Consider the following 22502-nt stretch of genomic DNA (forward strand, 5'->3'; position numbering starts at 1 on the left):
CTTTCCCTGCTAGACGCGGCGACGCTTCGGCGGACGGCAGCCGTTGTGGGGCTGCGGCGTCACGTCGGTGATCTGGCCAACCTCAAGGCCGGCGGCCGAGAGGGAACGGATAGCGGTTTCGCGGCCCGAGCCCGGGCCCTTGACGTAGACGTCGACCTTCTTCATGCCGTGTTCCATCGCCTTGCGGGCGGCGCTTTCGGCAGCCATCTGGGCGGCGAAGGGAGTCGACTTACGCGATCCCTTGAAGCCCACGTGGCCGGAGGAGGCCCACGAGATGACGGCACCATTGGGGTCCGTGATGGACACGATGGTGTTGTTGAAGGTGGACTTGATGTGTGCGGCGCCGTGCGCCACGTTCTTCTTTACGACGCGGCGGCCAGAGCGGCGCGCGCCAGAGCGTGCTTTAGGAGGCATGAGTTACTTCTTCTTTCCGGCGATCGTCTTCTTCGGACCCTTACGCGTACGCGCGTTGGTCTTGGTGCGCTGGCCACGGACGGGAAGTCCGCGACGGTGACGGAGACCCTGGTAGCAACCGATCTCGATCTTGCGGCGGATGTCCGCCTGAACCTGACGGCGGAGGTCACCCTCGACCTTCCAGGTCGCTTCGATCACGTCACGGAGAGCGGCGATCTGCTCATCGGTGAGGTTGTCGGTGCGCAGGTCCGGAGAGACGCCGGTCTCTTCCAGCAGCTTCTTGGCTCGGGCGGGCCCGATGCCGTAAATGTAGGTCAGAGCGACCTCCATGCGCTTGTTGCGCGGGAGGTCAACTCCAGCAAGGCGTGCCATATGGCAGTTTCCTTCCGGTTGGTCCGGTGGTTTTCCCCACACCCGTCCCCGTCTGCTGATGCTTCGTCCGGGCGGATGCCGGAAAGTGGATCAGGGATACACGGGGCTTCGGCCACCGATGCCGAAGGTGCATGATGCACGTGCCACGGAGCGGTTTGACGTCGGTTCCGGGGAACCGGCGCAGCGCGGGACACGTGCGGTGAGTGTGGAGGCTGATGGTCTTTACTTGTAGCGGTAGACGATGCGGCCGCGGGTCAGGTCGTAGGGGCTCAGAGCCACGACGACGCGATCCTCCGGCAGAATACGGATGTAGTGCTGGCGCATCTTGCCGCTGATGTGTGCAAGAACCTTGTGCCCGTTGTCGAGTTCGACACGGAACATCGCGTTCGGCAGGGGCTCGACGACGCGGCCCTCAACCTCGATGGCGCCTTCCTTCTTAGCCATATCCTCCACGTTTCTCCGGTACCGCCCTGAAAGGTGCGGTGTCATCCGGTAGATAGTTGACTGCATTGCCTCTTCCGACAAGCGGTGCGCATGATGGTGCACACCAACGTCTGACAATACGCGGAGCAGGACTGGAGCGCAATTCCGGTGACGAAAAGGCCCGCCCCACGCACTGCGTGAAAGGGCGGGCCCGGCGACCGGCGGAACTCGACGGTCAGTAGACGTAGACCATGTCACCGACGCGGAGGGAATCGAAGAACGTGACGGCGTCGGCGTGGTTCAGGTGGATGCACCCGTGGGACCAGAGGTTCACGTCCCCCTGGTGGAAGGCGATGCCCGTGTGGGTGAAGTACACGGAATACGGCATCGGGGCGTTGTTGAACTCCCGGGAGATCTCATCCTTCACCTTGCGGTTGACGTAGTGAACACCCTTCGGGGTCTCCCAGCCGACGGCACCGGAGGACATCGGAACCGCACCATACGTCACTCTGCCGTTGTCCTGGAGCCAGGTCCGCTGGTTCGTCAGGTCGATGCAGGCACGGGCGGCCGCGGGGCAGGATCCACGGTCGAACTCGGGCGCCGGCGCAGGCTCCGGTGCCGGCGGCGGGGCCATCCGGGCGGCTTCCTCAGCGCTGCGCTGCGCGATGAGACCGGGGAAGAACAGGTCCACGGCACCGTCGGTGGCGGCCTTCACCCCGTCCCCTATGACGGGCGGCAGACCGTTGCTCCGCTGGTGGATGTCGTTCCTGAGGTTCCACGCATCATCGTTGAGGTCACTGGAACCACTGGAACCGACCGAGGATCCCACGGCGGGAGCGGCGTTCGCACCCACCGGTGAGAGCACGAACACGAAGGTCAACGCGACGGAAGCGACGATCAGGAAGCGACGCAGGGCCGACGTGGTCGCGGAGGAAATGGTGCGAACTTGGTACATGGGACACAATCCTAGTCGTTGACCGCGGGAACACGGAACTTCCGCGGGGGAAATCTCCTGTCTTTTCAGTGTCGGGGGGTCAGGATCCGGGGGCCGGACGCGGTCGCCGCGACGGTGTGTTCCCAGTGACTGGCGCGCGACCCGTCGAGGGTGACCACGGTCCAGTCGTCCTCGAGCACGGCTGAATCAGGTGTACCGGTCGCGAGCATGGGCTCGATGGCCAGAACGCTGCCCTCGCCGATGACCGGTCCCCGGCCCGGCTTGCCCTCGTTGGCCAGGAACGGGTCCTCGTGCATCTCCCGGCCGATTCCGTGGCCTCCGTAACCGTCGACGATGTGGAGGCTGACACCGAACTTCGTGGCGGCACGGGCGGTCGCCTCACCGAGAGCGTGGGAGACGTCCGTCAGCCGGTTTCCCGGGATCATGGCCTTCATCCCTTCCGCGAGCACCCACTCGGTCGCCTTGTTGAGGCGCTCCGACTCGTCATCGAGGTCACCGATCCCGAAGGTCCAGGCTGAGTCCCCGACCCATCCGTCGAGGGTCGCCCCGCAGTCGATGGAGACCAGGTCGCCCGGCCGCAGAACCGTCTCGGCGTTCGGGATTCCGTGGACGATGACGTCGTTGACGGAGGAGCAGATCGACCCGGGGAATCCGTGGTACCCCAGGAACGTAGGGACGGCGCCGTTGTCCCGGATGGTCTGTTCCGCCACGGCGTCCAGTTCGAGGGTGCTCACGCCCGGTGCCGCCGCCGCCCGGACCGCCTGCAGTGCCCTGCCGACGATCTCCCCGGCGGCCTGCATGGCATCGAGTTCTCCCGGGGTACGGACGGGCATGGTGCGGTGACGTTTACGGAAGGCCATTGTCTGTGTGCTCCTGGGTGCGTGTGTGGGGAAGGTGGTGAAACGTGTGACTCGGTGTTCGGGCCGGGAAACACCGGAGGACCGGACCGCTTGAGCGGTCCGGTCCTCCGGCTCCCGGGTGTCGTCCGCGCGGGGACGACGACCGGGGCAGCCCCGGCTACTTCTTCAGGGCCGCCATGGTGCGCTCGTTGATCTCCTCGACGGAGCCCTCGGCCTCGATCAGGATGATCACGTCGGCGTAGTGGTCGATCAGGGGTGCGGTCTCATCTCGGTAGACGCCCAACCGTGTCCGGATGGTGTCTTCGTTGTCGTCCGCGCGACCACGGGCGAGCATCCGCTCCACGACGACATCCTCGGCGACCTTGAACTGCACGACACCGTCGAGACCGTGACCGGACTTCTCGAGCATGCCCGCCAGGAGTTCCGCCTGTTCGACCGTGCGGGGGAACCCGTCGAGAAGGAAACCGTCGGCCGCATCGTCCTCCGCGAGCCGGGACTCGACCATCCGTGCCGTGACATCCGTGGGGACGAGCTTGCCGGCGTCCATGTAACTCTTCGCTTCGAGTCCGAGCGGAGTTCCCTCGCCGATGTTGGCGCGGAACAGGTCGCCGGTGGAGATGTGCGGTACACCGAGCTTCTCGGACAGAATGGCGGCCTGTGTGCCCTTGCCCGCACCGGGGGGACCGAGGAGAACGAGTCTCATTTGAGGAATCCTTCGTAGTTGGACTGCAACAGCTGGCTTTCGATCTGCTTCACCGTGGTCAGGGCGACCGACACGAGAATCAGGATCGCGGTGCCACCGAACGGGGTGGAACCGGACGAGGTACCGACCCCCAGATCGAGCATGAGGTTCGGCAACACGGCGATGATACCGAGGTAGAAGGCACCCACGAAGAGGAGCCTGTTCATGACGTAACCGAGGTACTCGGCGGTGGGCCGGCCGGGACGGATACCCGGGATGAAGCCACCGTACTTCTTCATGTTGTCGGCCTGCTCATTCGGGTCGTACTGGACCGACACGTAGAAGTAGCTGAAGAAGATGATCATGGTGAAGTACAGGACGATGTACTGCCATGATGACGGGGTCTGGAGGTACTGGATGACGTTGTTCTGCCACCAGTTGTCCGGGGAGACGGTACCGCCCGAGTTGATGATCTGGGTGATCAGGACCGGAACGTAGATGATCGAGGACGCGAAGATCACCGGGATGACGCCACCCTGGTTGACCTTCAACGGGAGATAGGTCGAGGTTCCGCCGTACTGACGACGTCCGACCATGCGTTTCGCGTACTGGACCGGGATCCGGCGCTGCCCCTGCTCGATGAACACGACGCCGACCACGAGGATCAGGACCGCGATGAGCACGAGGGTGAACACGAGCCCACCGGAGCTGGCGAGGATACCGGCACCGTCCGTCGGCAGACGCGTCGCGATACCCGCGAAGATGAGCAGCGACATGCCGTTTCCGATGCCACGCTCGGTCATCAGTTCACCGAGCCACATGAGCAGCACGGCCCCCGAGGTCATGACGAAGACGAGCAGCAGGAGATCGAAGATCGTGCGGTCCGGCATGAGCACCTCGAAACCGGAGCCCAGCAACTGTCCGCGGTCCGCCAGTGCGACGATGCCCGCGGACTGGAGCAGCGCCAGCGCGACGGTGAGGTAACGGGTGTACTGCGTCATCTTCGCCTGACCGGACTGCCCCTCCTTCTTCAGCTCCTCGAAGTGCGGGATGACGACCGTGAGCAGCTGCGTGATGATCGACGCGGTGATGTACGGCATGATGCCCACAGCGAAGATACTCAGCTGCAGCAGCGCGCCACCGGAGAACAGGTTGATCAGCGAGTAGACGCTGGACTGATCCTGGGTGAGATCACGCAACCGACCCGCGATCGCGCCGTAGTTGACGCCCGGGGACGGGATCTGGGCACCGATACGGTACAAGATGATCATCGCAATGGTGAACAAGATCTTCTTGCGTAGATCAGCGTCCTTGAATGCCGAGACGATGGCGGACACATATCCTCCTGCTGGCTCCCCCGCCGCAGAAAAGCCCTTTGAGGGACTTCGGCCCGCCATCGGGCCCGCGGTTTCATGGAGAAGGTGACGGTAATTGAGACTCTTCTTCGATGCGCACCGTCAGACCCGGCAACCGCTGGCGGGCGGGTCGGTCAGTGGCACAGAAGTTGTACGACTACGTAACCCTACCAGCCGAGGGCCCCGCGCACACATGTAGGGGTTGTGCGGAGGCCCGCCGAATACCCCGGCCCAGCATTGTTGCTGTGCGAGAAGACATCCCGCATCCCCCCGGTCGATCCCCGTCCACTTCACCCGGGGTCCGGCCACCCGTTTCACCGGGCCTCCAGTGGTCCACTTAACCCGTCCGGGTGCTCCCGGTCAGGACGCGACCAGGGTGTGCCCGAGAGTCGCGGCCCCCATGCAGAAAAGCAGCAGTGAGAACAGAAGCGTCAGTGTCGACGGCCGCGCCCTCTCCGACAGTGGTCCGCCGAGCATCCCACCCAGCGTGGACCCCGCCGTGAAGAGCAGGACAACCGGCCAGTCGACCTCGAATGTCCCCCTCACGGCCCCCGTCAGTATGGAGACACCCGCCGCAATGACCATCACCAGCAGTGACGTCGCAGCCGCCTCGCGGACGGTGAAACGCATGAACAGGATGAGCACGGGCACGACCGCGAACCCTCCCCCGACACCGAACAGCCCGGTCAGCAGTCCGGTCAGCACAGCCGCACCCGCGATCAGGACCGGTGCCCGCGGACCAGACGGCTCCGGCACGACACCGGCCCCGCCACCACCACCTGCGTTTTCCTTCCGACGTTGCCGGATCGCGTCACGGGCCATCATCGCCGCCACACCGAGCAGCAGCACGGAGAAGAGGAGGAACAGCAGCCTTCCGTCGATCCGTTCGTTGACGAGTCTGCCGCCGACCGCACCGAGACAGCTCATCGAAGCGAAGACCACGCCGTCACGCCACCTGACGTGGCCGGTCCTGGCCTTCCCCGGGAGCGTGAGGAGAGCCGTCACGGCGACGATGACGAGCGAACCGTTGGTGGCCGCATGCTCAGTCTGTCCGAGAAGATAGGTGAGGACCGGTACCGAGATGATCCCTCCACCTGCACCCAGCGCACCGATGACGGCTCCCACGAGAACACCGATCCCGACGGCCGCGATCAGATCAGACATCAGTTCAGCTCCTCACCGTCGGGCGGAGGGAGTTCCGCACCTGATCGTCCATGATCGCATCCGCGCTACGTCCGGAGCGCACCAGGCGTGCCATGGCGACCAGATCACCACGAATGTGGGAGTAGAAGTGGTAGTACCCGGCGCACAGGAAGTTCTGGCCGGGTTCCCCGTCCGACGATTCCACGAACCGGTCCTTCGGACATCCGCCGTTGCAGAAGCGGAGGACCGGACAGCGCCGGCACTGAGCGGTGAGTTGGGCCGACTTCTTCAGTGCGAAACTTCTCATGCGGGGAGTCCGTGCGAGTTCCGCGAAAGAATTCTCGGACACGTTTCCGAGAAGCCAGTCAGGTTCCACCCAATGGTCACACGCGTACACGTCACCGTTGAATTCCATCGCGAAGTTGTTTCCGCATTCCGGGGCGTGGACACACACCGAATGAATACCGAAGAGAGCGGACAGGGCCGCGTCGAAGTCCTGTACGAACACCTGCCCGACATCCCGTGACCGCCAGATGTCGAAGATCTTCGAAAGGAACCGCCCGTACGCCGCCGGATCAACCGTGCGGGAGGTGACCGCGTCACCGTTCTGCTGGTACAGCAGCCGCTCACCCCGGTCGGTGCGCCATCCGGCTTCCGCGATCGGGAGATCGACCCGTTCGACCCGTTCCACGATCGGGATGAACTGCATGAACGTCGCACCGAGTTCGTCCCTGAAGTAGGTGTAGACACGTTCCGGATGATCCTGGTTGGCGTGGTGGACGGTACAGAGGATGTTCGTCCGGACCCCGGCGTCCCGGAGAAACCCGTACCCACGTATCACCTGACGGTGGGTGCCCCGACCCGCTTTGTTCACCCGGTAGGCGTCGTGCAGTTCCTCCGGTCCGTCAACGGAGACCCCCACCAGGAAGTCCTGCTCGGCGAGGAAGCCCGCCCATTCCTCATCTATGAGTGTCGCGTTCGTCTGGAGCGCGTGTGTCACAATCTGCCCGGGACGGGCGTAGCCGGCACACAGACGAACAGCCTCCCGGAAGAAATCCAGACCGCGCATCGTCGGTTCCCCACCCTGCCAGAGCATGGTCACCTCACCGTCCGGCTGGGCTGCGAGGTACTCCGATACATAGGTCTCCAGACCATCAGCCGGCATCTGCTGCCGCTTGGCGTCGTAGAGAAGTTCCTTCGACAGGAAGAAGCAGTAGGAGCAGTCGAGGTTACAGGCCGCCCCGGTCGGTTTCGCGACAACCGAGAACGGCAGTTGCCTGCGGACCAGTGGTCGTGTGTCGTCGGTGCTCAAAGTCCGGTCCTCTCCCAGATGTTAGGACGGGTCGACAGATGTCGTGTGCCCGGGAATTGATTGATCAGAATCAGTCTTCTCGCCCGAATTCTCTGGAGCGGGCGTAGAGGGCGGCCCTTTCCTCCCGCTCCATTTTCAACCGTTGTGCGGTGAGGTAGCGCTCGGCCGCCAGAATCGCTCCTCTCGCACTGCCCATTTCCTCCAGTAACGCGGGAACGGCATCGAGGTTGTCGTGGAGTCCCGGTATGAGGTGGGACGGTAAGTTACGTTTCACTTCATCGACGAAGCCGGGAACGTGCTCGGGTACCTCTCCGGAGAGTATGAGTAGTTCGGGGTCGAGGAGAAGAACCGCAGTTGACAGAGCGAAGGCAACGGCGTCTGCGGCTCTTCCGACGCACTCGACGGCGGCCGGGTCCCCTGACTGAACCGATTCCCTCAGGTCACCGATCGTCCGGTGTCCGCTCAACCGGAGAATCGCGGGGACCGAGGCGACGGTCTCCAGACAACCGGTTTTTCCGCAGTGACACTCTGATTCCCCGCCCGGAACCCTCACATGACCGAGCTCTCCGGCAATGCCGTGGGCCCCGACCGTGACTTCGGAATCGACGACGGAGCAGGCGACTATTCCGCCGGAGATCCTCACGTATATCTGTAGCCCCACATTCTTTCCGGCTCCCCACCGTGCTTCTCCGAGCGCAGCCATTCGAACGGTGTTGTCCACCATGATGGGGGCGTCGAACCGGTCATGGATCGTCGACTCCAGGAGGGTGACCGGAACCGGTTTACAGTCGTCCGCGTCCCGGCCGTCCAGGGGCGGCCCCTGCAGGATAGGAAGCGGGATCCCGACCCCTATATGGGAAAGGCAGCCTATGATCCCGTCCACGGCGTGCAGTTCCTCAGACAGTCGCCGGACGAGCTCGCCGAGGACCTCGGTCCAGCCGCGGTGCGTACCGTCGACCCTGGATTCCGCTACCACGTCACCGACCCGGTTGACCGCCAACGCCACTCCCCTGGTCCGGGAGATGTCGATTCCGATGGCCCAGACCACGTCATTGTTCAGCGCGAAGTAGGCCACCGGACGCCCCCTGCCGGATGGGGCGGCATATGTGAGACCCACGTAATTTCCCTCGATCAGCTCGTTGAGGGCACGACCGAGCGTCGTACGGGACACACCGAGCTCCGAGCACAACTGCTGCCTGGTACGTTGCCCCTCCTCGAGGACTGCCACGATCCCGGAGACCAACGTTCCACCCGGACGGACCGCATCTAGATCATTCATTTCTCCCCCAGGCTCGGTGGTGCGGCCACCGCCGCGGGCCGGACGGTCCTGTTGCGGCGGTGGCGGAACAATGACTCGGACCCCCTCACTCACGTGGACTTGTCGTCATCTCCGACATTGTCCCAGTCCGACTTTGACGTCCCTCCGAGCGGCACATCATAGTCGATCATCGCGTTCATCCATTTGGCGAATGCTTCATCGCCCCGGTCGAGGAGCTGACGCCTCAGGTTCTTCGCGAGATCGCTGCGGATGTCGGCGTAGGTCGGGGCATCGTAGACATTGTTCATCTCCCAGGGATCACAACGGAGGTCATAGAGTTCGTTGATCCCCTCATGAGAGATGATGAGCTTGAAGTCTCTCGTCCGGAGCATCCGCTGCTGCAACGGGAAGTGGTGCCCGTGGAACTCGCAGACGATGTCCTCACGCCAGTCGTCGACGGCGGCGTCATCTCCGCGGGTGAGGTCGACGATCGAACGTCCGTCCTCCGCGAGTCCCGGATCATGGCCCGCGATATCGAGCACCGTGGCCGGAAGATCCAGTAGCGAGACGAATTCGTCACACGAACCGACCGTTGACACTCCGGGTATCTTCGCGATGAACGGCACCTTGTAGATATCGTCGTACATGGCGGGTCCTTTGTCGTTCAGACGGTGAGAACCGGTGAATTCGCCGTGATCCGCCGTGAAGAACACGGCGGTGTCGTCGAGAATACCGAGGTCACGGGCCGCATCCATGATTCGGCCGATCTCGAAGTCGATCATCGCTATGTAGCCCCAGTAGACCGCGATCAGTTTCTTCCATTCATCCACACTGAATGACGAGGTCGACCAGTATGTCGCATAGTTGGACTGCACCTGGGGTTTCCCGACCAGTGTGTCACCGAAACTCGGGGGCAGGGTGACCAGTTCGGGGTCGATGAGATCGAACCATTCGTCCGGTATGAAATACGGGAGATGCGGACCGAAGAAGTGGATGTCCAGCGAGAAGGGCTTTCCCTCCTCCTTCCATTCCTTCGCGTACTCCTTCATCCGGGCGATGGCCCTGTCTGCGAGGAACCGTTCGAAGGTGGCTTCCTCCGGCTGTTCCAGCCTCGCCGCGATGACGTGTCCGGGACGTCCTCCGGGCAGTACCCCCTGCCGGAAGTCATGCGCCTTGACCGGGGGAAGACCATTGTCCTCGAGCCACCGGACATATTCTTCGTGGGCGACGGGGTTGATCGCGCCGAAGAATGAATCATCGTCCATACCGAACTCGTCCGGTGGCCGATTGCCCACATGGTACTTTCCGACGAGCCCGACGTTGTATCCGTTGTCCCTGAGATGCTGCGTGTAGGTCCACTCACCGGGACGGAAGTCGCACTGGTAGGCGATGTTCCATTCGGGGTTCGCCACCACCTGGTGTTTCAGCGGAATCTTACCCGTCAGCAGTGAGGCCCTCGCCGGGGTACAGATCGCCGTGGGGGTGTAGCAGTTGTTGAACGCGAACCCGTCCTCCCCGAGGGCGTCAAGGTTGGGGGTGTGGGCGTGCGGGTTTCCGAGACAACCGATCGTGTCCACACGGTGCTGATCCGTCATGATGACGATCACGTTGCGCACATTCTCCGGAATTTCACTCATGGCAGACAATCTCTTTTCTGATTCTTTTCCTGTACCGGCCTTGACCGACCGCTGCGTTCCCGGTGTCGTCGATCACGCCAGTTCATCCATCTCCTCGAGGTCTTTACCGGTCGTTTCCTTGAGGTATTTGACGGTGAAGATCACCGACATGACCCCGAACATCGCGTAGATCCAGTAGGTCGCTGACGGACTCCACGCGATCGCGAACGGGAAAAGGAGGACGACGATGAAGTTCACCAGGAAATCGGCACCCGATGCGAGCGACATGGCGCCACCGCGGATCTGGTTCGGGAACATCTCCCCCATGACGATCGAGAAGATCGGTCCCCAGGACGAGGTGAAACCGAGGATGAAGCAGCAGAGTGCCCCGACCGCGACGTAGCCGAGCAGCTTGCTGTGGGAGATGTCGGGTTGGCCGTCCACGACAGGTGCGATGGTGAAGACGGTGGCGACGGTAGCCAAGGATACCGTGATGAGTGCTCCACCGCCGATGAGCAGATTCCGCCGGCCGATCCTGTCGACGAATGTGATACCGAAGACGACTCCGACGATCTTGAACGCGGTGATGAGCAGAGTCTGCTGGAAGGCCTTCGACTCATCGAAACCGACCGCCTCAAACAGGGAGTTGGAGTAGAAGAACACACCGTTGATTCCCGTCAGTTGCTGGAATGCGGCGAGCGCGACACCGACAGCCACCAGACCACGCCACTTAGAACGGAGAATGGCGCTGATCGACATCGTCGTCGTCTCGGCGTTGAGGGTCTTCCGGATCCGGTCGATACGAACGTCGAGATCAGGATCGGCGGACACCGTGGCGAGCACCTTCTTGGCTTCGTCATAACGTCCCTTCGCCACCAGGTATCGGGGGGATTCGGGAATGGTCGCAGTCATGACGATGAAGAACACCGCGGGAATGATGAGGCAGAGGAACATCCACTGCCATGCCATGAGGCCCAGTCCCACGACATCCGTTGAACTCCCCACCTTCTCGAGCACGAACAGGTTGATGATGCCGGCGAGAAACAGACCGAGAATGATCTCGAGCTGCCTGAAAGCAATGAGCCGACCCCGGATTCTCGGGGGTGCGATCTCCGCGATGTATCCCGGACCGACCGTTGTCGCCGCTCCGAAACCGATTCCACCGATGACCCGGCAGAGGACGAGGAAGAGATAGCCGCCGAGCCAGGGACTGAATGCGCCGAAGATCGCCTCGAACAGGAGGAACGGGCCGACCATGTTGAGGACCGTCCGCCGCCCGATCCTGTCGGAGATACGGCCCGCGATGATGGCACCGAACAGGCCTCCGATGATTCCGGCGGACCCCGCGACACCTTTGGCGAGTGCACCGAGTTCGAAGGTCGTTCCTACCGCCCGGATCGCTCCGTTCAGCACCATTCCCTCAAACCCGAAGAAGAACGCACCGAGGGAGGCGATGAGAGCGATGCGGGTCGCCCTCCTCTGCGCCGCCCTCACGTCGATTGCCTGTGCCGTTGCCATAGCTCCACTCTCCGTTTCTTCCGTCGGAAGGTGCGGTCAATCCAGGTGCACCTGATCTTTAGAGAGGATGCTAACGACGAGTTTTTTCGTCCGTTTGTCCCGACAAAATAATATGTGTGTTTTAGATCACATTTTGTGCGTTTCGTGCTCCATCGCTCACCCGTGCGGGACCGTGAACACAGACAAAACCCGTGCGGGACCGTGAACACAGACAAAAGTCGGAAACGAGATACGGAGACAACGGAATCCGCGAGCTGGACGGCATAGGCCCGCCCCATTCCGGTGGCGGCTCCCGTTCACACGGTGACGTCGGTTCCCTCCAGCCTGAATGCGCGTACCGCCGCCCCCATCGCCTGACTCCAGGTTCCGAGCTCGGCGGCGATGACCTCGGGTGCGGAGAGTGCAGGGGTACGGTCGCGGATCGCTTCCCCGAGGGGACCGGTGAGCTGCCGCCCGGCCTGCACCACGCCTCCCCCGATGACCACGGGTAGCGGACCGAGGAGATGGCACGCGTCGGCGACCGGGTCGGCCAACGCCGCAACGGCATCGCCGATCACAGCACGTGCGGTCTCGTCTCCGGCGGCTGCGGCGTCGAACACCTCCCGGGATCCCGCTTCGTGCCCGATGATCCCCGGTTTCAGGTCCCGGAGGCGGTGCGCCATCGCCGCCGCGGAGCCGATCTGTTCCATGCGGACCGTTCGACCGGGCCGGTCGGGATCCGGGTACGGCGCCATCCCCACTTCACCGGCCCACGGGTGGGGGGCCAGGACGTGTCCGTCGATGAGGGTGACCATGGCGATGCCCGTGCCGACAGCGAGGTAGTAGCCGGATTTCAGGGGACGGTCCCGCAGTGCGCCCCAGGTGAACTCGGCGAGGCCTCCGCTACGGACGTCATGCCCGAGAGCGACACCACGGCCGGTTCTGTCGGTGAGGATCTCCGCCATCGGAAGATCCCGCCACCCCAGGTTGACCGAGTACTCGGCTATCCCGTCCGTTTCGTTGACTATTCCGGGCACCGCCAGCCCCACCGTGTCGATGACGGCGTCAGCGTCGACTCCCTCGGCTCCACCATCGGAGACCGTGGCGGAGAGTTCGGCGACGGCGCGCTCGAGAGCGGAGATGATGTCGTCCACCCCCGTGTCCGGGGTTCTGATCTGCCGCCGGTGACGGACCTCCCCGTTCTGCCCCACGATCACCATCTTGATGTTGGTTCCCCCGAGGTCCACCCCGAACGCATAACGTTGTTCGTGCAGGTCCGTTGCAGGTCGTTTCACTGTCATGGGACATGAGCATATACAGCGCCCACCACCGCCGCGCAGAAATCCCGGAACCACTTTTCGTCCGGCCCACCGGACGAAAAAGATCACAGTCCCGTCCGGAACAGGACGGTGCCGGAGATTCGGGCGCCCAGGGGGCAGTCGGGAAACCCGGAAAACCCCGCGACCCGTTGTCGACGGGTTGCGGGGTTTTCCGGGTTCACCGTGCCGGTGAACCGTGAAGGTAGCTGTTACTTACCTTCGGCGGTCACGGAACCACCTGCGGCCTCGATCTTCTCCTTGGCGGAGTTCGAGAACTTGGTGGCGGTGACGTTGACCTTGACACTGATCTCGCCGTTGCCGAGAACCTTGACGGGCTGCTTGGCGCGGACGAGGCCCGCTGCGACGAGGTCGGCGACGGTGATGTCGCCGCCCTGCGGGAAGGCCTTCTCGAGATCCGAGACGTTGACCACCTGGAAGGTGACCTTCGCCGGGTTCTTGAAGCCCTTCAGCTTCGGCAGGCGCATGTGAAGCGGCATCTGGCCGCCCTCGAACGCCGCCGAAACCTGCTTGCGTGCCTTGGTGCCCTTGGTACCGCGACCGGCGGTTTTACCCTTGGATGCCTCGCCTCGACCCAGACGGGTCTTGGCCTTGTTGGCGCCCTTGGCGGGACGCAGATCATGAAGCTTGATGGGATCGCTCATTTAACTACCTACTCCCCCGCCACTTCTTCGACCTCGACCATGTGGCGCACCACGTTGACCAGTCCGCGCACCTCAGGGGTGTCGGGCCGGACCACAGAGTGGCGGATGCGCTTGAGACCGAGAGTACGCAGCGAGTCCTTCTGGTTCTTCTTGGCACCGACGGTGCCCTTGAGCTGGGTGATCTTGAGGGCCATTGGTTAAGCCTCCTTGCCTGCGCGAGCGCGCAGCATCCGGGCCGGGGTGACCTCTTCGAGGGTCTTGCCACGGCGGGCTGCCACCTCTTCGGGGCGAACCAGCTGCTTGAGACCGGCGACGGTCGCATGCACCACGTTGATGGCGTTGTCGGATCCCAGGGACTTGCAGAGAATGTCCTGGACACCGGCGCACTCAAGCACGGGGCGCGCGGCGCCACCGGCGATGACACCGGTACCGGGAGCCGCCGGGCGCATCATGACGATGCCTGCGGCGTCCTCGCCCTGGACCGGGTGGGTGATGGTGCCGGCGATCATCGGGACACGGAAGAAGTTCTTGCGAGCTTCCTCCGCACCCTTCTGGATGGCCGCGGGAACTTCCTTGGCCTTGCCGTAACCGACACCGACCATGCCCTGGCCGTCGCCCACGATCACGAGAGCGGTGAAGCTGAAGCGACGACCACCCTTGACGACCTTGGACACGCGGTTGATGGTGACGACGCGCTCGATGTACTGGTTGCGCTCGTCCTGCTGCTGGTTGCGACGGTCGTCGCGGCGTCCTCCGCCGCGGCGCTCGTTGCGGTTGTTGTTGTCTTTGCTGTTGGTGCTGCTGTCGGCGGAGCGTCCGCCGTCACGCCGTTCACGTCCCGGCATTACGCGATCCTTCCGTTGTTGATCTTGGTGAAAGCGGTCATCAGAACTTCAGACCACCTTCGCGGGCGGCGTCAGCCAGAGAGGCGACACGACCGTGGTATTTGTAGCCTGCGCGGTCGAACTTGACCGACTCGATGCCGGCCGCCTTCGCACGCTCGGCGATGAGGGTTCCGACCTTGGCGGCGCGGGCCTTCTTGTCGCCCTCGGCGCCACGGATCTCCGGTTCCATCGTGGACGCGGCGGCCAGGGTGTGGCCGGCCAGGTCGTCGATGATCTGGACGTGCATGTGACGCGAGGTGCGGTGCACCACGAGACGCGGGGTCTCCGCTGTTCCACGCATGTGCTTGCGCAGGCGCGCATGACGGCGCGTGCGGGCGACACGACGGCGGGTGGAGATGTCCCGACCGATGGGGAGGCGCTTGTTCTGTGCAGTGTTGCTCATTACTTACCCGTCTTTCCGACCTTGCGGCGGATCTGCTCACCGGCGTAACGGATGCCCTTACCCTTGTAGGGGTCATCCTTGCGCAGGCGGCGGATGTTCGCGGCGATCTGGCCGACCTTCTGCTTGTCAATACCCGTGATGGAGAACTTCGTGTTGCCGTCGACGGCGAAGGTGATACCCTCCGGAGCTTCGATCAGGATCGGGTGGCTGTAGCCGAGGGCGAACTCGAGGTTGCTTCCCTTGGCCTGGACACGGTAACCGACACCGAAGATTTCCATCTTGATGGTGTATCCCTCGGTGACGCCGACAACCATGTTGTTGACGAGCGAACGGGACAGGCCGTGCAGTGCGCGGCTCTTGCGGTGATCGTCCGGGCGGGAGACGATGATCTCGTTCTCCTCCTGGGCGACGGTGATCGGAGCCGGGATGGCCTGGGTCAGGGTTCCCTTGGGCCCCTTGACCTCGACATCCTGGCCGTCGATGGTGATGGTGACGCCGTTGGGAACGACGATCGGGTTCTTACCGATACGCGACATTGTTGCTCAATCCTCCCTTACCAGACGTAGGCGAGGACTTCTCCGCCTACACCCTTCTCGGTAGCCTGACGATCGGTCAGCAGACCCTGGGACGTGGAGATGATCGCCACGCCCAGGCCTCCGAGGACCTGCGGCAGGTTGGTGGACTTGGCGTAAACGCGCAGGCCCGGCTTGGACACGCGGCGGACGCCCGCAATGGAGCGTTCGCGGGACGGACCGTACTTCAGCGTCAGCGAGAGGGTCTTGCCCACCTTCGCATCTTCGACGCTGTAGTCGGCGATGTAGCCTTCCTGCTTCAGAATCTCGGCGATGTTCGCCTTGAGAGTCGAGGACGGCATCGACACGGTGTCGTGGAACGCGTTGTTCGCGTTACGCACGCGCGACAGCATGTCGGCGATAGGATCAGTCATGGTCATGGCAGACCAGTAGCCTTTCTCGTTGCGGTTCCCCTGATCACGCTAATGACCACCCGGCGTTATCATCTTCTCCCTGGCCACTTGTCGCCACAGGCCACTTAGTAGTGGTGCAGCTCGCTGCCAGCAGTAACCGATGGACGCCATCGGGCGGGGGGCCTACAACAAAGTAGGAGTGGAACGTCTGTACGTTTTCGTGGCGGTGTTGCCACAGGGGACCCGCACAACCCCCGGATCGTGTCGCACATGACGGCACAACGAGGATTGACGCAAGTCCAGCCGATCACGTTACCGCAGCTGGGCGCCGATGGGCAACCCGCCGGTGGCGTTCCACCCACCGGTCCACCGCGATCCGGACCCGGGACGCACTATCCGCGTACCCGGACCCCTCCGTCAGGGGTCACGGTGACCTCGGCCGCCATCGCCGCAGCCAGATTCAGCCGCTGCCAGGATCCCCGCTCCCCGCGCTTGTCGAGGGGCATTCCCGCCGGCCCCGCTGTCTGACGGAGAATCTCCGCACGCTGGGCGTACGAGAGCTCGGGAAATGCCCCGAGCAGCAGGTCGGGTGCCGCCTGGGGAACGACCATCGGCGCGGACGTGTCCCCGACCGGGGTGAACCCGTAATTCATCCGCCGGGTGTACTCCCCCACCGGATCAGCGGAGTAGGCGCCTCCACGCGCCGCGCATTCGGCGAGCGTGCCGCCGCACCGCCATTCGAGTTCCGCACGGATCTCCTCGGCGGCCGCCCGCAGGTTCGCCCGCATCTTCGGGTCGTTCCAGCGGTCGGCGGCGGCTGCGGTGCCGGTCATCCGACCCCCGATGACGTCGAGCGGGTAGTGGACGCCCATCACCATGCGGTTCTCCCCCGCCTCGGAGCCCCGGGCGAGGATCTGGGGACCGAACTCCGGGAGCATCACCGCGAGGAGTGTGGTCGCCCAGGTCGCCTGATTCGTGTGACCGGAGGGGAAGGACTTCGAGGTGCTGTAGAAGTCCCGGTCCGGGGCGGTGTGCCTCGTGACGCGGTCAGGGGCGACGACGAAGGGACGCGGGTTGGCGAAGATCTCCTTCTCGATGAAGGTGGAGCTCGCCGGTCCCCCCGCGCGTGCGAACCATCCACCACCGAGCAGCATCCGGGTCTTGGGCAGGCGGTTCTCGGCCAGGGCGGCGCGGAAGTGCACCGCCAGATCGGGCCCGAGGGCGTCCGCGACGGGATGGAGGATTCCGTCGCGGTCCGCCCGGGCGTCCGCCTGGGCGCGCCGTGTGCGCCACGGGTTTCCGGCGGCGGCGTTGTTGATCGCGATGACCTGCTCGAGGTTGGAGTTCATCACGTCCGGGTTCTCCCGGAGTTCCGCGAAGGAGTCTATGACGTCGAGGTAGATGCCGTGGGGGTGCGAGCTGATGTCCGAGATGTAGCCGACGTAGTCCTGCGGTCCGAAAGGCACGGGCACCGGGGCACCGTCGTGCTGGACCGGGGCCTCCTGTCCGGGAAGCTGCGCGGGGATGGACGGCAGATCCACCGCCTGTGCGGGTTGCGCACAGACGGAGGCGAGGGTGACGGCGACTGCGGCACCGACGGTTGCGACGTGGCGGTGGTACGACATGAGCGACAGTGTAGGTCGTCTTCACGGGGCGGTCCGGGATCCCCACCGGACGCTCACCGGATCGTCATTTCCCGTTCACGTCACGCGGGGATCCGGGGGTGGTCAGTCTCTCCTGAGCTCGTGTTCCAGGGCGTTGAGTTCCCCACCGCCCGCCATCTGCAGGGCGAGTTCGTCGATGCTGGTGTTCGCACGGTTCACGGCGAGTATCTGCCGTCCGAGACCGAGCACGACGAATTCGTCGCCGACCAGGTACGCGTGGTGCGGATTGTGGGTGATGAGGATGACCGCGATTCCACGGTCGCGGGCATCGGCGACGAACTTGAGCACCATGCCGGACTGTTTGACGCCGAGTGCGGCGGTCGGCTCGTCGAGTATGACCACCCGGGCCCCGAAGTAGATCGCCCGGGCGATGGCCACGACCTGCCGTTGACCGCCGGAGAGTCGGCTCACCTGGACGTCGATGTCGGGGAGGTCGATCCCCATCTCCAGCAGCTGTTCACGGGTGATCCTGCGCATGTCCGCGGCCCGCAGGTGACCGAACGGGCCGGCGGTCAGTTCCTGGCCGAGGAAGAAGTTGCGCCAGACGGGCATGCTGCCGACGACCGCGAGGTCCTGGTAGACGGTGGCGATACCGGCGTCGAGGGCGTCCTTCGGCCCGCGGAAGTGGGTGATGGCCCCGTCGATGAGGAGATCACCGGAGGTTGCCGGATGCAGCCCGGAGAGGATCTTGATGAGTGTTGACTTCCCGGCGCCGTTGTCTCCCAGAATGCAGGTGACCTCGCCCGCACGGACGGTGAGGTTGACACCGGACAGTGCGTTGAAGGCTCCGTAGGATTTGGCGACGTCGCGCAGTTCGATGATGGCGGTGCCCGGCGAATCAGGGGCGGTGTCCCGGGCCCGGGACAGGGGGCTGGTGGTGTCCATCTGCCTGTTCCTACCTGTTCTCCGTGTAGTTTGCTGTCGTCCGGTTGGCGATGACGGCGAAGAGCAGCATCGCGCCGAGGAAGAACTTGAACCAGTCCGGGTTCCATCCGGCGTAGACGATCCCCTGGTTGGTCATGCCGAAGATCAGGGCACCGATGGCCGTCCCCACCGCGGTCCCCTTACCGCCGGTGAGTGCGCAGCCGCCGATGACGGCGGCGATGATGTAGAGGAACTCGTTGCCCACGCCCTGCCCCGCCTGGATCGAGTCGAAGGCGAAGAGGTTGTGCATGCCGACGAACCAGGCGGCGAAGCCGACGAACATGAAGAGGATGATCTTCACCCGGCGCACGGGGACGCCGACCGCTTCTGCGGCGGCCTTGTCGCCACCGACGGCGAACACCCAGTTTCCGAAGCGGGTCTTGTAGAGGATGTAGCTGGCGACGGCGACGAACAGCAGCCACCAGAACACCGTGATCTTGACGCTGACCCCACCGATGCCGACGGAACTGGCGAAGATCACCTTCGCGGAGGCGAATCCCTCCATGTCTCCGATGGAGTGTGTGGCGACCTGGCCTGCGATCAGTTTCGTGAGGGCGAGGTTGAGCCCCTGGAGCATGAGGAACACCGAGAGGGTGATGAGGAACGACGGGATCCCGGTGCGGGTGACGAGGAAACCGTTGAGCGCCCCGATCGTCAGAGCCGTTCCCAGGGAGAGGAACACACCGACCCAGGAGTTGAGGTGCAGATGGTAGTTGAGCATCGCTGCGGCGAGTGCCGCGGAGGTGACCGCGACACCGGACGAGAGGTCGAATTCGTCCCCGATCATGAGCATGCCGACGGCGAGCGCCATGATGCCCATGGTCGAGGAGGCGTAGAGCACGGTGGCGAAGGCGTCGGGTGTGCGGAACGGGGGCGCCACGACCATGAAGAGCGTGAAGATGATGACGGCACCGACGAGGCTCGCCAGTTCGGGACGACGGATGAACCGGTCGAAGAGGCCGCGTTCCCGCAGCCGGTCATCCCCGCCGACGGCCCCGTCCGACACCGTCACCGTGTCCTCCCCGGTCGAGGTGTGTGCACCACTCATCGAAGTCCTTCTGCCGCGGCGTCGGCGATGGAGTCGACGTTCTTCGCGTCGACGAACGAGGGGCCGGTGAGCACCGGCTTGCCGCCGCCGAGGGTGGATCCGTTGCGGATCGCGAGCCAGATGGCGTCCACGGCGAGGTAGCCCTGCACGTAGGGCTGCTGGTCGATCGCCCATTCGATGGTGCCGTCCTTGATGGCCTTGACCAGTTCGGCGTTGGTGTCGAAGGTGGCGATCTTCGCGTCGCTGCCCGCGTCCTTCGCCGCGTCGATGCTGGTGATCGCCACCGGTGCGACCAGGCCCATGATCCAGTCGATGGAGGGATCCTGGGCGAGTTTCGCCTGGACGGTGGAGGCGACCGAGGTCATGTCCATTCCGTTGACGTAGAGGATCTCCATGTCCCCGGAGTCACCGAGCCCCTTCCTGATCCCGCCGCACCGGGCTTCCTGGGAGGAGTTCCCCTGTTCGTGGATGACGCAGAGGACCTTCTTCGCGCCGTCGGTGGCGAGCCGTTCACCGGCGAGCTCTCCGGCGATGGACTCGTCCTGACCGAAGAAGGCGGACAGGCCGTGGTCGGTGTAGTCGTTCATGCCGGCGTTGAGGCCGACGACGGGGATCCCCGCGTCCACGGCCTTCTTCGCCGCCGGTCCGATGGCCTCGGCGTTGGGCAGCGTGACGGCGATACCGTCGACGTCGGCGTCGATCGCGGACTGCACGAGGTTCGCCTGGTTCGGAGCCTGGGGGTCCGAGGAGTAGCGCAGCTCGATGTTGTCCTTCCTCGCGGCGTCCTCCGCACCCTTGCGCACGAGATCCCAGAAGGTGTCACCGGGAGCCCCGTGGCTCACCATCGCGACGACCGCGCGGGGCGTGTCGACGGTCCCGCCGCCGGCGGACCCCGAACCGGATTCCGGGGCTCCACCCGTGGATGAGCACGACGCGAGTGCGAGCGCACCGGCGGTGAGGGTCGCGGCGAGCGCGGAGACCCGCCGTGCGGGGCGGGTGCGGGTGGCGCGGTCACGGGAGAACAGCGGGGACAGATCGTTGAGTTTCACAATGAGTCATTCAACGCATCCGCGAAACCAAAAACAAGCTGGCTGAACTGCGTATTTACCGATTCAGTGAAGATGACCAGCAGAGTAACGGCAAAAGAAATCCACCTCCGTGCGGCTCCTCAGCCCCCGAGTTCGCCCGCGATGTCACCGGCCACGGCCATCAGGACGAGAACCGGTACGACCCGGGGAGCGGGGATGCGGTTCCTCCCGTCCGCGTCCCGTTCCACGATCCCTGCCGCGTGGAGCGGCTTGAGGTGGTGGTACAACGGCCCGGGCGAACTGTAGCCGAGGAGTTCCTGGAGCTCTTTCGAGGTGGCCGGCCCGGTGAGGAGTTCCTGCAGTATGTGCATCCGCGCGGGGCTGGACACCGCGGTGAGGGTCTCCGCCACCTTCTGCCTCGGCAGGAGACGTGCGGTGTCGGCGTCGAGGGTGATCGTCCACCGGAGACTGTCCGGGGCGGTCAGTTCCCCGCCGTACCGGATGGATCCGGTGATCGCCCCCTCTCCCCCGGGGGTCGACGGCTCCGGGGTCCCGGGGTCCTCCAGTTTCCGCACGCGTGACTCGAGGTCGGTGACGCGTCTCCTGAGATCCGCGAGTTCCTGTGCTTCAGTCATTCTCCACACGTTAGCCGGTCGAGGGTCTCCCGGGAGTCGACCGCCCGGAGCATGAGATCCTGCCAGGCGAAGGAGCGCAGCATGTCCGCGTTCCCCTCCTCCGGCACCTCGTTGGTGATCAGGACGGCCACCGCCGTGGTTCCGTCCTCACGCCGGATCTCCATGGCGTCGGCCAGCACACCCGGGAGACTGCCGCCCTTGTGACCGATCGCGGTGTATCCGTCCGGATCGGTGTGTTCGAGATGACGGCGCACGATCTCACCCGCCTGTCCGCCGCCACCGGTGGCGAGAGTCGTGTAGACGGCCGCCAGATCACCGGCGGTGGCGGTGGCGGTTCCCCGGAGAATGTCCCGCTGCACGGCGTACCCGCCCGGTGTGCGGCGGAGGATGTCGGCGGCCCATTCGGCGTCTTCCCGGTATCTGCGGGATGCGGCGGCCGGGTCACCGGCCAGTTCGGGATCGAGGATAGCGAGCATGGAACCCAGGTAGTCGGGGATGCGGGGGTTGTCCCATCCGGCCTCCACCGCGGCGGCCTCCAGGGTCTCCGGGCCGAGCTCTTCCGCGAGCCAGTCCGCGGCGGCGTTGTCGGACTCGACGATCATCGTGCTCACGAGTTCGTCGAGGGTGACGGTCGCGTCCGGGTCGGTGGCGACGGCGACCCCGGGGGACGGTTCCCGCCTGTCCATTCCCAACCGTTCGAGTGCGGCGGCGTGCGCGCCGCCGTCGAGAGGCAGGTAGAAGGCTTCCCATTCTGCGACCGGTACCCGTTCATCGGGATCGAGGCTCCCGTCCGCGACGGCGTCCGCGTAGGCCAGCAGGTGGATGATCTTCGCCGCGGAGGCGACGTCCAGCGCCGTGTCGGCGTTCTTCCGCACGGTGTCGGGGCCGTCCGGGGTGGCGGCGTCGGGGATGATGACGAGGGCGGAGTCATCGGGGTGCGCGGCGAGGTGGTTGATCCATCCGTCCGGTGTCGTCAGGTCGGCGGGGGACTCGGCCCGCGGGCAGTCACCGGCGGAGTGCGCCGGCGGGTTGTCGACCGGGGGCGGGGTGCAGGACCCCAGGGTCACGGCGCCGCAGAGGACGGCTGAGGTGAGGGTTCTGGCGACATGCTTGTTTGACATAT

Annotated in this window: 25 protein-coding genes; all 25 read right to left on the reverse strand. The window is 64.5% G+C overall.

What is annotated here, in order from left to right; translation table 11 throughout:
* Positions 1-9 precede the first annotated feature (9 nt).
* The 25 genes from rpsK to JIM94_RS01285 all read right to left on the reverse strand — a co-directional run bounded on the left by rpsK (position 10) and on the right by JIM94_RS01285 (position 22500).
* Positions 10-414, reverse strand: a complete 405-nt coding sequence (rpsK, locus tag JIM94_RS01165) for a 30S ribosomal protein S11 (protein ID WP_200253832.1) — start codon at positions 412-414, stop codon at positions 10-12.
* Positions 415-417: 3 nt separating this feature from the next.
* A complete protein-coding gene (rpsM, locus tag JIM94_RS01170; RefSeq protein ID WP_198734920.1) occupies positions 418-786 on the reverse strand; it encodes a 30S ribosomal protein S13 in 369 nt (122 codons plus the stop codon).
* A gap of 222 nt (positions 787-1008) precedes the next feature.
* Complete coding sequence (gene infA, locus JIM94_RS01175) at positions 1009-1230, reverse strand: translation initiation factor IF-1 (protein WP_075724780.1); 222 nt, start codon at positions 1228-1230, stop codon at positions 1009-1011.
* A 214-nt stretch (positions 1231-1444) separates the two neighbouring features.
* Positions 1445-2164 (reverse strand): L,D-transpeptidase, encoded by a 720-nt coding sequence (locus tag JIM94_RS01180; RefSeq protein WP_200253834.1) that lies wholly within the window; start codon positions 2162-2164, stop codon positions 1445-1447.
* Positions 2165-2229: 65 nt separating this feature from the next.
* On the reverse strand, positions 2230-3024 hold the full coding sequence (gene map / locus JIM94_RS01185; protein ID WP_200253836.1) for a type I methionyl aminopeptidase: 795 nt from the start codon (positions 3022-3024) through the stop codon (positions 2230-2232).
* Positions 3025-3181: 157 nt separating this feature from the next.
* Positions 3182-3727, reverse strand: a complete 546-nt coding sequence (locus JIM94_RS01190) for an adenylate kinase (RefSeq protein WP_200253838.1) — start codon at positions 3725-3727, stop codon at positions 3182-3184.
* Entirely contained in the window at positions 3724-5043 is a 1320-nt protein-coding gene (gene secY / locus JIM94_RS01195) for a preprotein translocase subunit SecY (protein ID WP_200253840.1), read from the reverse strand. The genes JIM94_RS01190 and secY overlap by 4 nt, the downstream gene beginning before the upstream one ends.
* Positions 5044-5421: 378 nt before the next feature.
* Positions 5422-6225: a sulfite exporter TauE/SafE family protein gene (locus JIM94_RS01200; protein ID WP_200253841.1), complete on the reverse strand. Its 804-nt coding sequence runs from the start codon at positions 6223-6225 to the stop codon at positions 5422-5424.
* A gap of 4 nt (positions 6226-6229) precedes the next feature.
* Positions 6230-7516 carry an anaerobic sulfatase maturase gene (locus tag JIM94_RS01205; protein ID WP_200253843.1) on the reverse strand — a complete coding sequence of 429 codons (1287 nt, stop codon included), beginning with the start codon at positions 7514-7516 and terminating at the stop codon, positions 6230-6232.
* A gap of 70 nt (positions 7517-7586) precedes the next feature.
* The gene (locus tag JIM94_RS01210) at positions 7587-8591 is read right to left on the reverse strand and encodes an ROK family protein (protein WP_200253845.1); all 1005 of its coding nucleotides are present in this window, start codon (positions 8589-8591) and stop codon (positions 7587-7589) included.
* A gap of 293 nt (positions 8592-8884) precedes the next feature.
* Positions 8885-10411, reverse strand: a complete 1527-nt coding sequence (locus JIM94_RS01215) for a sulfatase family protein (RefSeq protein WP_200253847.1) — start codon at positions 10409-10411, stop codon at positions 8885-8887.
* Positions 10412-10483: 72 nt separating this feature from the next.
* The gene (locus JIM94_RS01220; protein WP_200253849.1) at positions 10484-11908 is read right to left on the reverse strand and encodes a sugar porter family MFS transporter; all 1425 of its coding nucleotides are present in this window, start codon (positions 11906-11908) and stop codon (positions 10484-10486) included.
* Between the two features lie 296 nt (positions 11909-12204).
* On the reverse strand, positions 12205-13188 hold the full coding sequence (locus JIM94_RS01225) for an ROK family protein (protein WP_200253851.1): 984 nt from the start codon (positions 13186-13188) through the stop codon (positions 12205-12207).
* A 227-nt stretch (positions 13189-13415) separates the two neighbouring features.
* On the reverse strand, positions 13416-13868 hold the full coding sequence (gene rplO, locus JIM94_RS01230; protein ID WP_200253853.1) for a 50S ribosomal protein L15: 453 nt from the start codon (positions 13866-13868) through the stop codon (positions 13416-13418).
* Between the two features lie 8 nt (positions 13869-13876).
* Positions 13877-14062, reverse strand: coding sequence for a 50S ribosomal protein L30 (rpmD, locus tag JIM94_RS01235; RefSeq protein ID WP_200253855.1), 186 nt, complete (start codon positions 14060-14062; stop codon positions 13877-13879).
* 3 nt (positions 14063-14065) lie between these two features.
* Complete coding sequence (gene rpsE, locus JIM94_RS01240; protein WP_200253857.1) at positions 14066-14713, reverse strand: 30S ribosomal protein S5; 648 nt, start codon at positions 14711-14713, stop codon at positions 14066-14068.
* A gap of 40 nt (positions 14714-14753) precedes the next feature.
* Positions 14754-15155, reverse strand: a complete 402-nt coding sequence (gene rplR, locus JIM94_RS01245) for a 50S ribosomal protein L18 (protein ID WP_200253859.1) — start codon at positions 15153-15155, stop codon at positions 14754-14756.
* Positions 15155-15691, reverse strand: a complete 537-nt coding sequence (gene rplF / locus JIM94_RS01250) for a 50S ribosomal protein L6 (RefSeq protein ID WP_200253861.1) — start codon at positions 15689-15691, stop codon at positions 15155-15157. The genes rplR and rplF overlap by 1 nt, the downstream gene beginning before the upstream one ends.
* Before the next feature lie 17 nt (positions 15692-15708).
* A complete protein-coding gene (gene rpsH, locus JIM94_RS01255) occupies positions 15709-16107 on the reverse strand; it encodes a 30S ribosomal protein S8 (RefSeq protein ID WP_198739047.1) in 399 nt (132 codons plus the stop codon).
* Between the two features lie 365 nt (positions 16108-16472).
* Positions 16473-17705 carry an acid phosphatase gene (locus JIM94_RS01260; protein ID WP_200253863.1) on the reverse strand — a complete coding sequence of 411 codons (1233 nt, stop codon included), beginning with the start codon at positions 17703-17705 and terminating at the stop codon, positions 16473-16475.
* A gap of 102 nt (positions 17706-17807) precedes the next feature.
* The gene (locus JIM94_RS01265) at positions 17808-18629 is read right to left on the reverse strand and encodes an ATP-binding cassette domain-containing protein (RefSeq protein ID WP_200253865.1); all 822 of its coding nucleotides are present in this window, start codon (positions 18627-18629) and stop codon (positions 17808-17810) included.
* Between the two features lie 10 nt (positions 18630-18639).
* Positions 18640-19716, reverse strand: coding sequence for an ABC transporter permease (locus tag JIM94_RS01270; protein ID WP_200253867.1), 1077 nt, complete (start codon positions 19714-19716; stop codon positions 18640-18642).
* Positions 19713-20741, reverse strand: coding sequence for a sugar ABC transporter substrate-binding protein (locus JIM94_RS01275; RefSeq protein WP_200253986.1), 1029 nt, complete (start codon positions 20739-20741; stop codon positions 19713-19715). The genes JIM94_RS01270 and JIM94_RS01275 overlap by 4 nt, the downstream gene beginning before the upstream one ends.
* 143 nt (positions 20742-20884) lie before the next feature.
* Positions 20885-21379, reverse strand: a complete 495-nt coding sequence (locus JIM94_RS01280) for an ArsR/SmtB family transcription factor (protein ID WP_200253869.1) — start codon at positions 21377-21379, stop codon at positions 20885-20887.
* The gene (locus tag JIM94_RS01285; protein WP_200253871.1) at positions 21376-22500 is read right to left on the reverse strand and encodes a serine hydrolase; all 1125 of its coding nucleotides are present in this window, start codon (positions 22498-22500) and stop codon (positions 21376-21378) included. Before JIM94_RS01285 ends, JIM94_RS01280 begins: the two co-directional genes overlap by 4 nt.
* Between the last annotated feature and the right edge of the window lie 2 nt (positions 22501-22502).

This window comes from Corynebacterium pygosceleis (genome assembly GCF_016595275.2).
GTDB lineage: Bacteria > Actinomycetota > Actinomycetes > Mycobacteriales > Mycobacteriaceae > Corynebacterium > Corynebacterium pygosceleis.

Bases quoted from the DNA above. Each gene is read 5' to 3' on its own strand.
- rpsM (WP_198734920.1), bottom strand. From the start codon at position 786: ATGGCACGCCTTGCTGGAGTTGACCTCCCGCGCAACAAGCGCATGGAG.
- JIM94_RS01200 (WP_200253841.1), bottom strand. From the start codon at position 6,225: ATGTCTGATCTGATCGCGGCCGTCGGGATCGGTGTTCTCGTGGGAGCC.
- JIM94_RS01265 (WP_200253865.1), bottom strand. From the start codon at position 18,629: ATGGACACCACCAGCCCCCTGTCCCGGGCCCGGGACACCGCCCCTGAT.
- rpsH (WP_198739047.1), bottom strand. From the start codon at position 16,107: ATGACCATGACTGATCCTATCGCCGACATGCTGTCGCGCGTGCGTAAC.
- JIM94_RS01270 (WP_200253867.1), bottom strand. From the start codon at position 19,716: ATGAGTGGTGCACACACCTCGACCGGGGAGGACACGGTGACGGTGTCG.
- rpmD (WP_200253855.1), bottom strand. From the start codon at position 14,062: ATGGCCCTCAAGATCACCCAGCTCAAGGGCACCGTCGGTGCCAAGAAG.
- rpsK (WP_200253832.1), bottom strand. From the start codon at position 414: ATGCCTCCTAAAGCACGCTCTGGCGCGCGCCGCTCTGGCCGCCGCGTC.
- JIM94_RS01280 (WP_200253869.1), bottom strand. From the start codon at position 21,379: ATGACTGAAGCACAGGAACTCGCGGATCTCAGGAGACGCGTCACCGAC.
- rplF (WP_200253861.1), bottom strand. From the start codon at position 15,691: ATGTCGCGTATCGGTAAGAACCCGATCGTCGTTCCCAACGGCGTCACC.
- JIM94_RS01190 (WP_200253838.1), bottom strand. From the start codon at position 3,727: ATGAGACTCGTTCTCCTCGGTCCCCCCGGTGCGGGCAAGGGCACACAG.
- rpsE (WP_200253857.1), bottom strand. From the start codon at position 14,713: ATGCCGGGACGTGAACGGCGTGACGGCGGACGCTCCGCCGACAGCAGC.
- JIM94_RS01225 (WP_200253851.1), bottom strand. From the start codon at position 13,188: ATGACAGTGAAACGACCTGCAACGGACCTGCACGAACAACGTTATGCG.
- JIM94_RS01260 (WP_200253863.1), bottom strand. From the start codon at position 17,705: ATGTCGTACCACCGCCACGTCGCAACCGTCGGTGCCGCAGTCGCCGTC.
- JIM94_RS01285 (WP_200253871.1), bottom strand. From the start codon at position 22,500: ATGTCAAACAAGCATGTCGCCAGAACCCTCACCTCAGCCGTCCTCTGC.
- rplR (WP_200253859.1), bottom strand. From the start codon at position 15,155: ATGAGCAACACTGCACAGAACAAGCGCCTCCCCATCGGTCGGGACATC.
- JIM94_RS01215 (WP_200253847.1), bottom strand. From the start codon at position 10,411: ATGAGTGAAATTCCGGAGAATGTGCGCAACGTGATCGTCATCATGACG.
- map (WP_200253836.1), bottom strand. From the start codon at position 3,024: ATGGCCTTCCGTAAACGTCACCGCACCATGCCCGTCCGTACCCCGGGA.
- JIM94_RS01220 (WP_200253849.1), bottom strand. From the start codon at position 11,908: ATGGCAACGGCACAGGCAATCGACGTGAGGGCGGCGCAGAGGAGGGCG.
- rplO (WP_200253853.1), bottom strand. From the start codon at position 13,868: ATGAGCGATCCCATCAAGCTTCATGATCTGCGTCCCGCCAAGGGCGCC.
- infA (WP_075724780.1), bottom strand. From the start codon at position 1,230: ATGGCTAAGAAGGAAGGCGCCATCGAGGTTGAGGGCCGCGTCGTCGAG.
- JIM94_RS01180 (WP_200253834.1), bottom strand. From the start codon at position 2,164: ATGTACCAAGTTCGCACCATTTCCTCCGCGACCACGTCGGCCCTGCGT.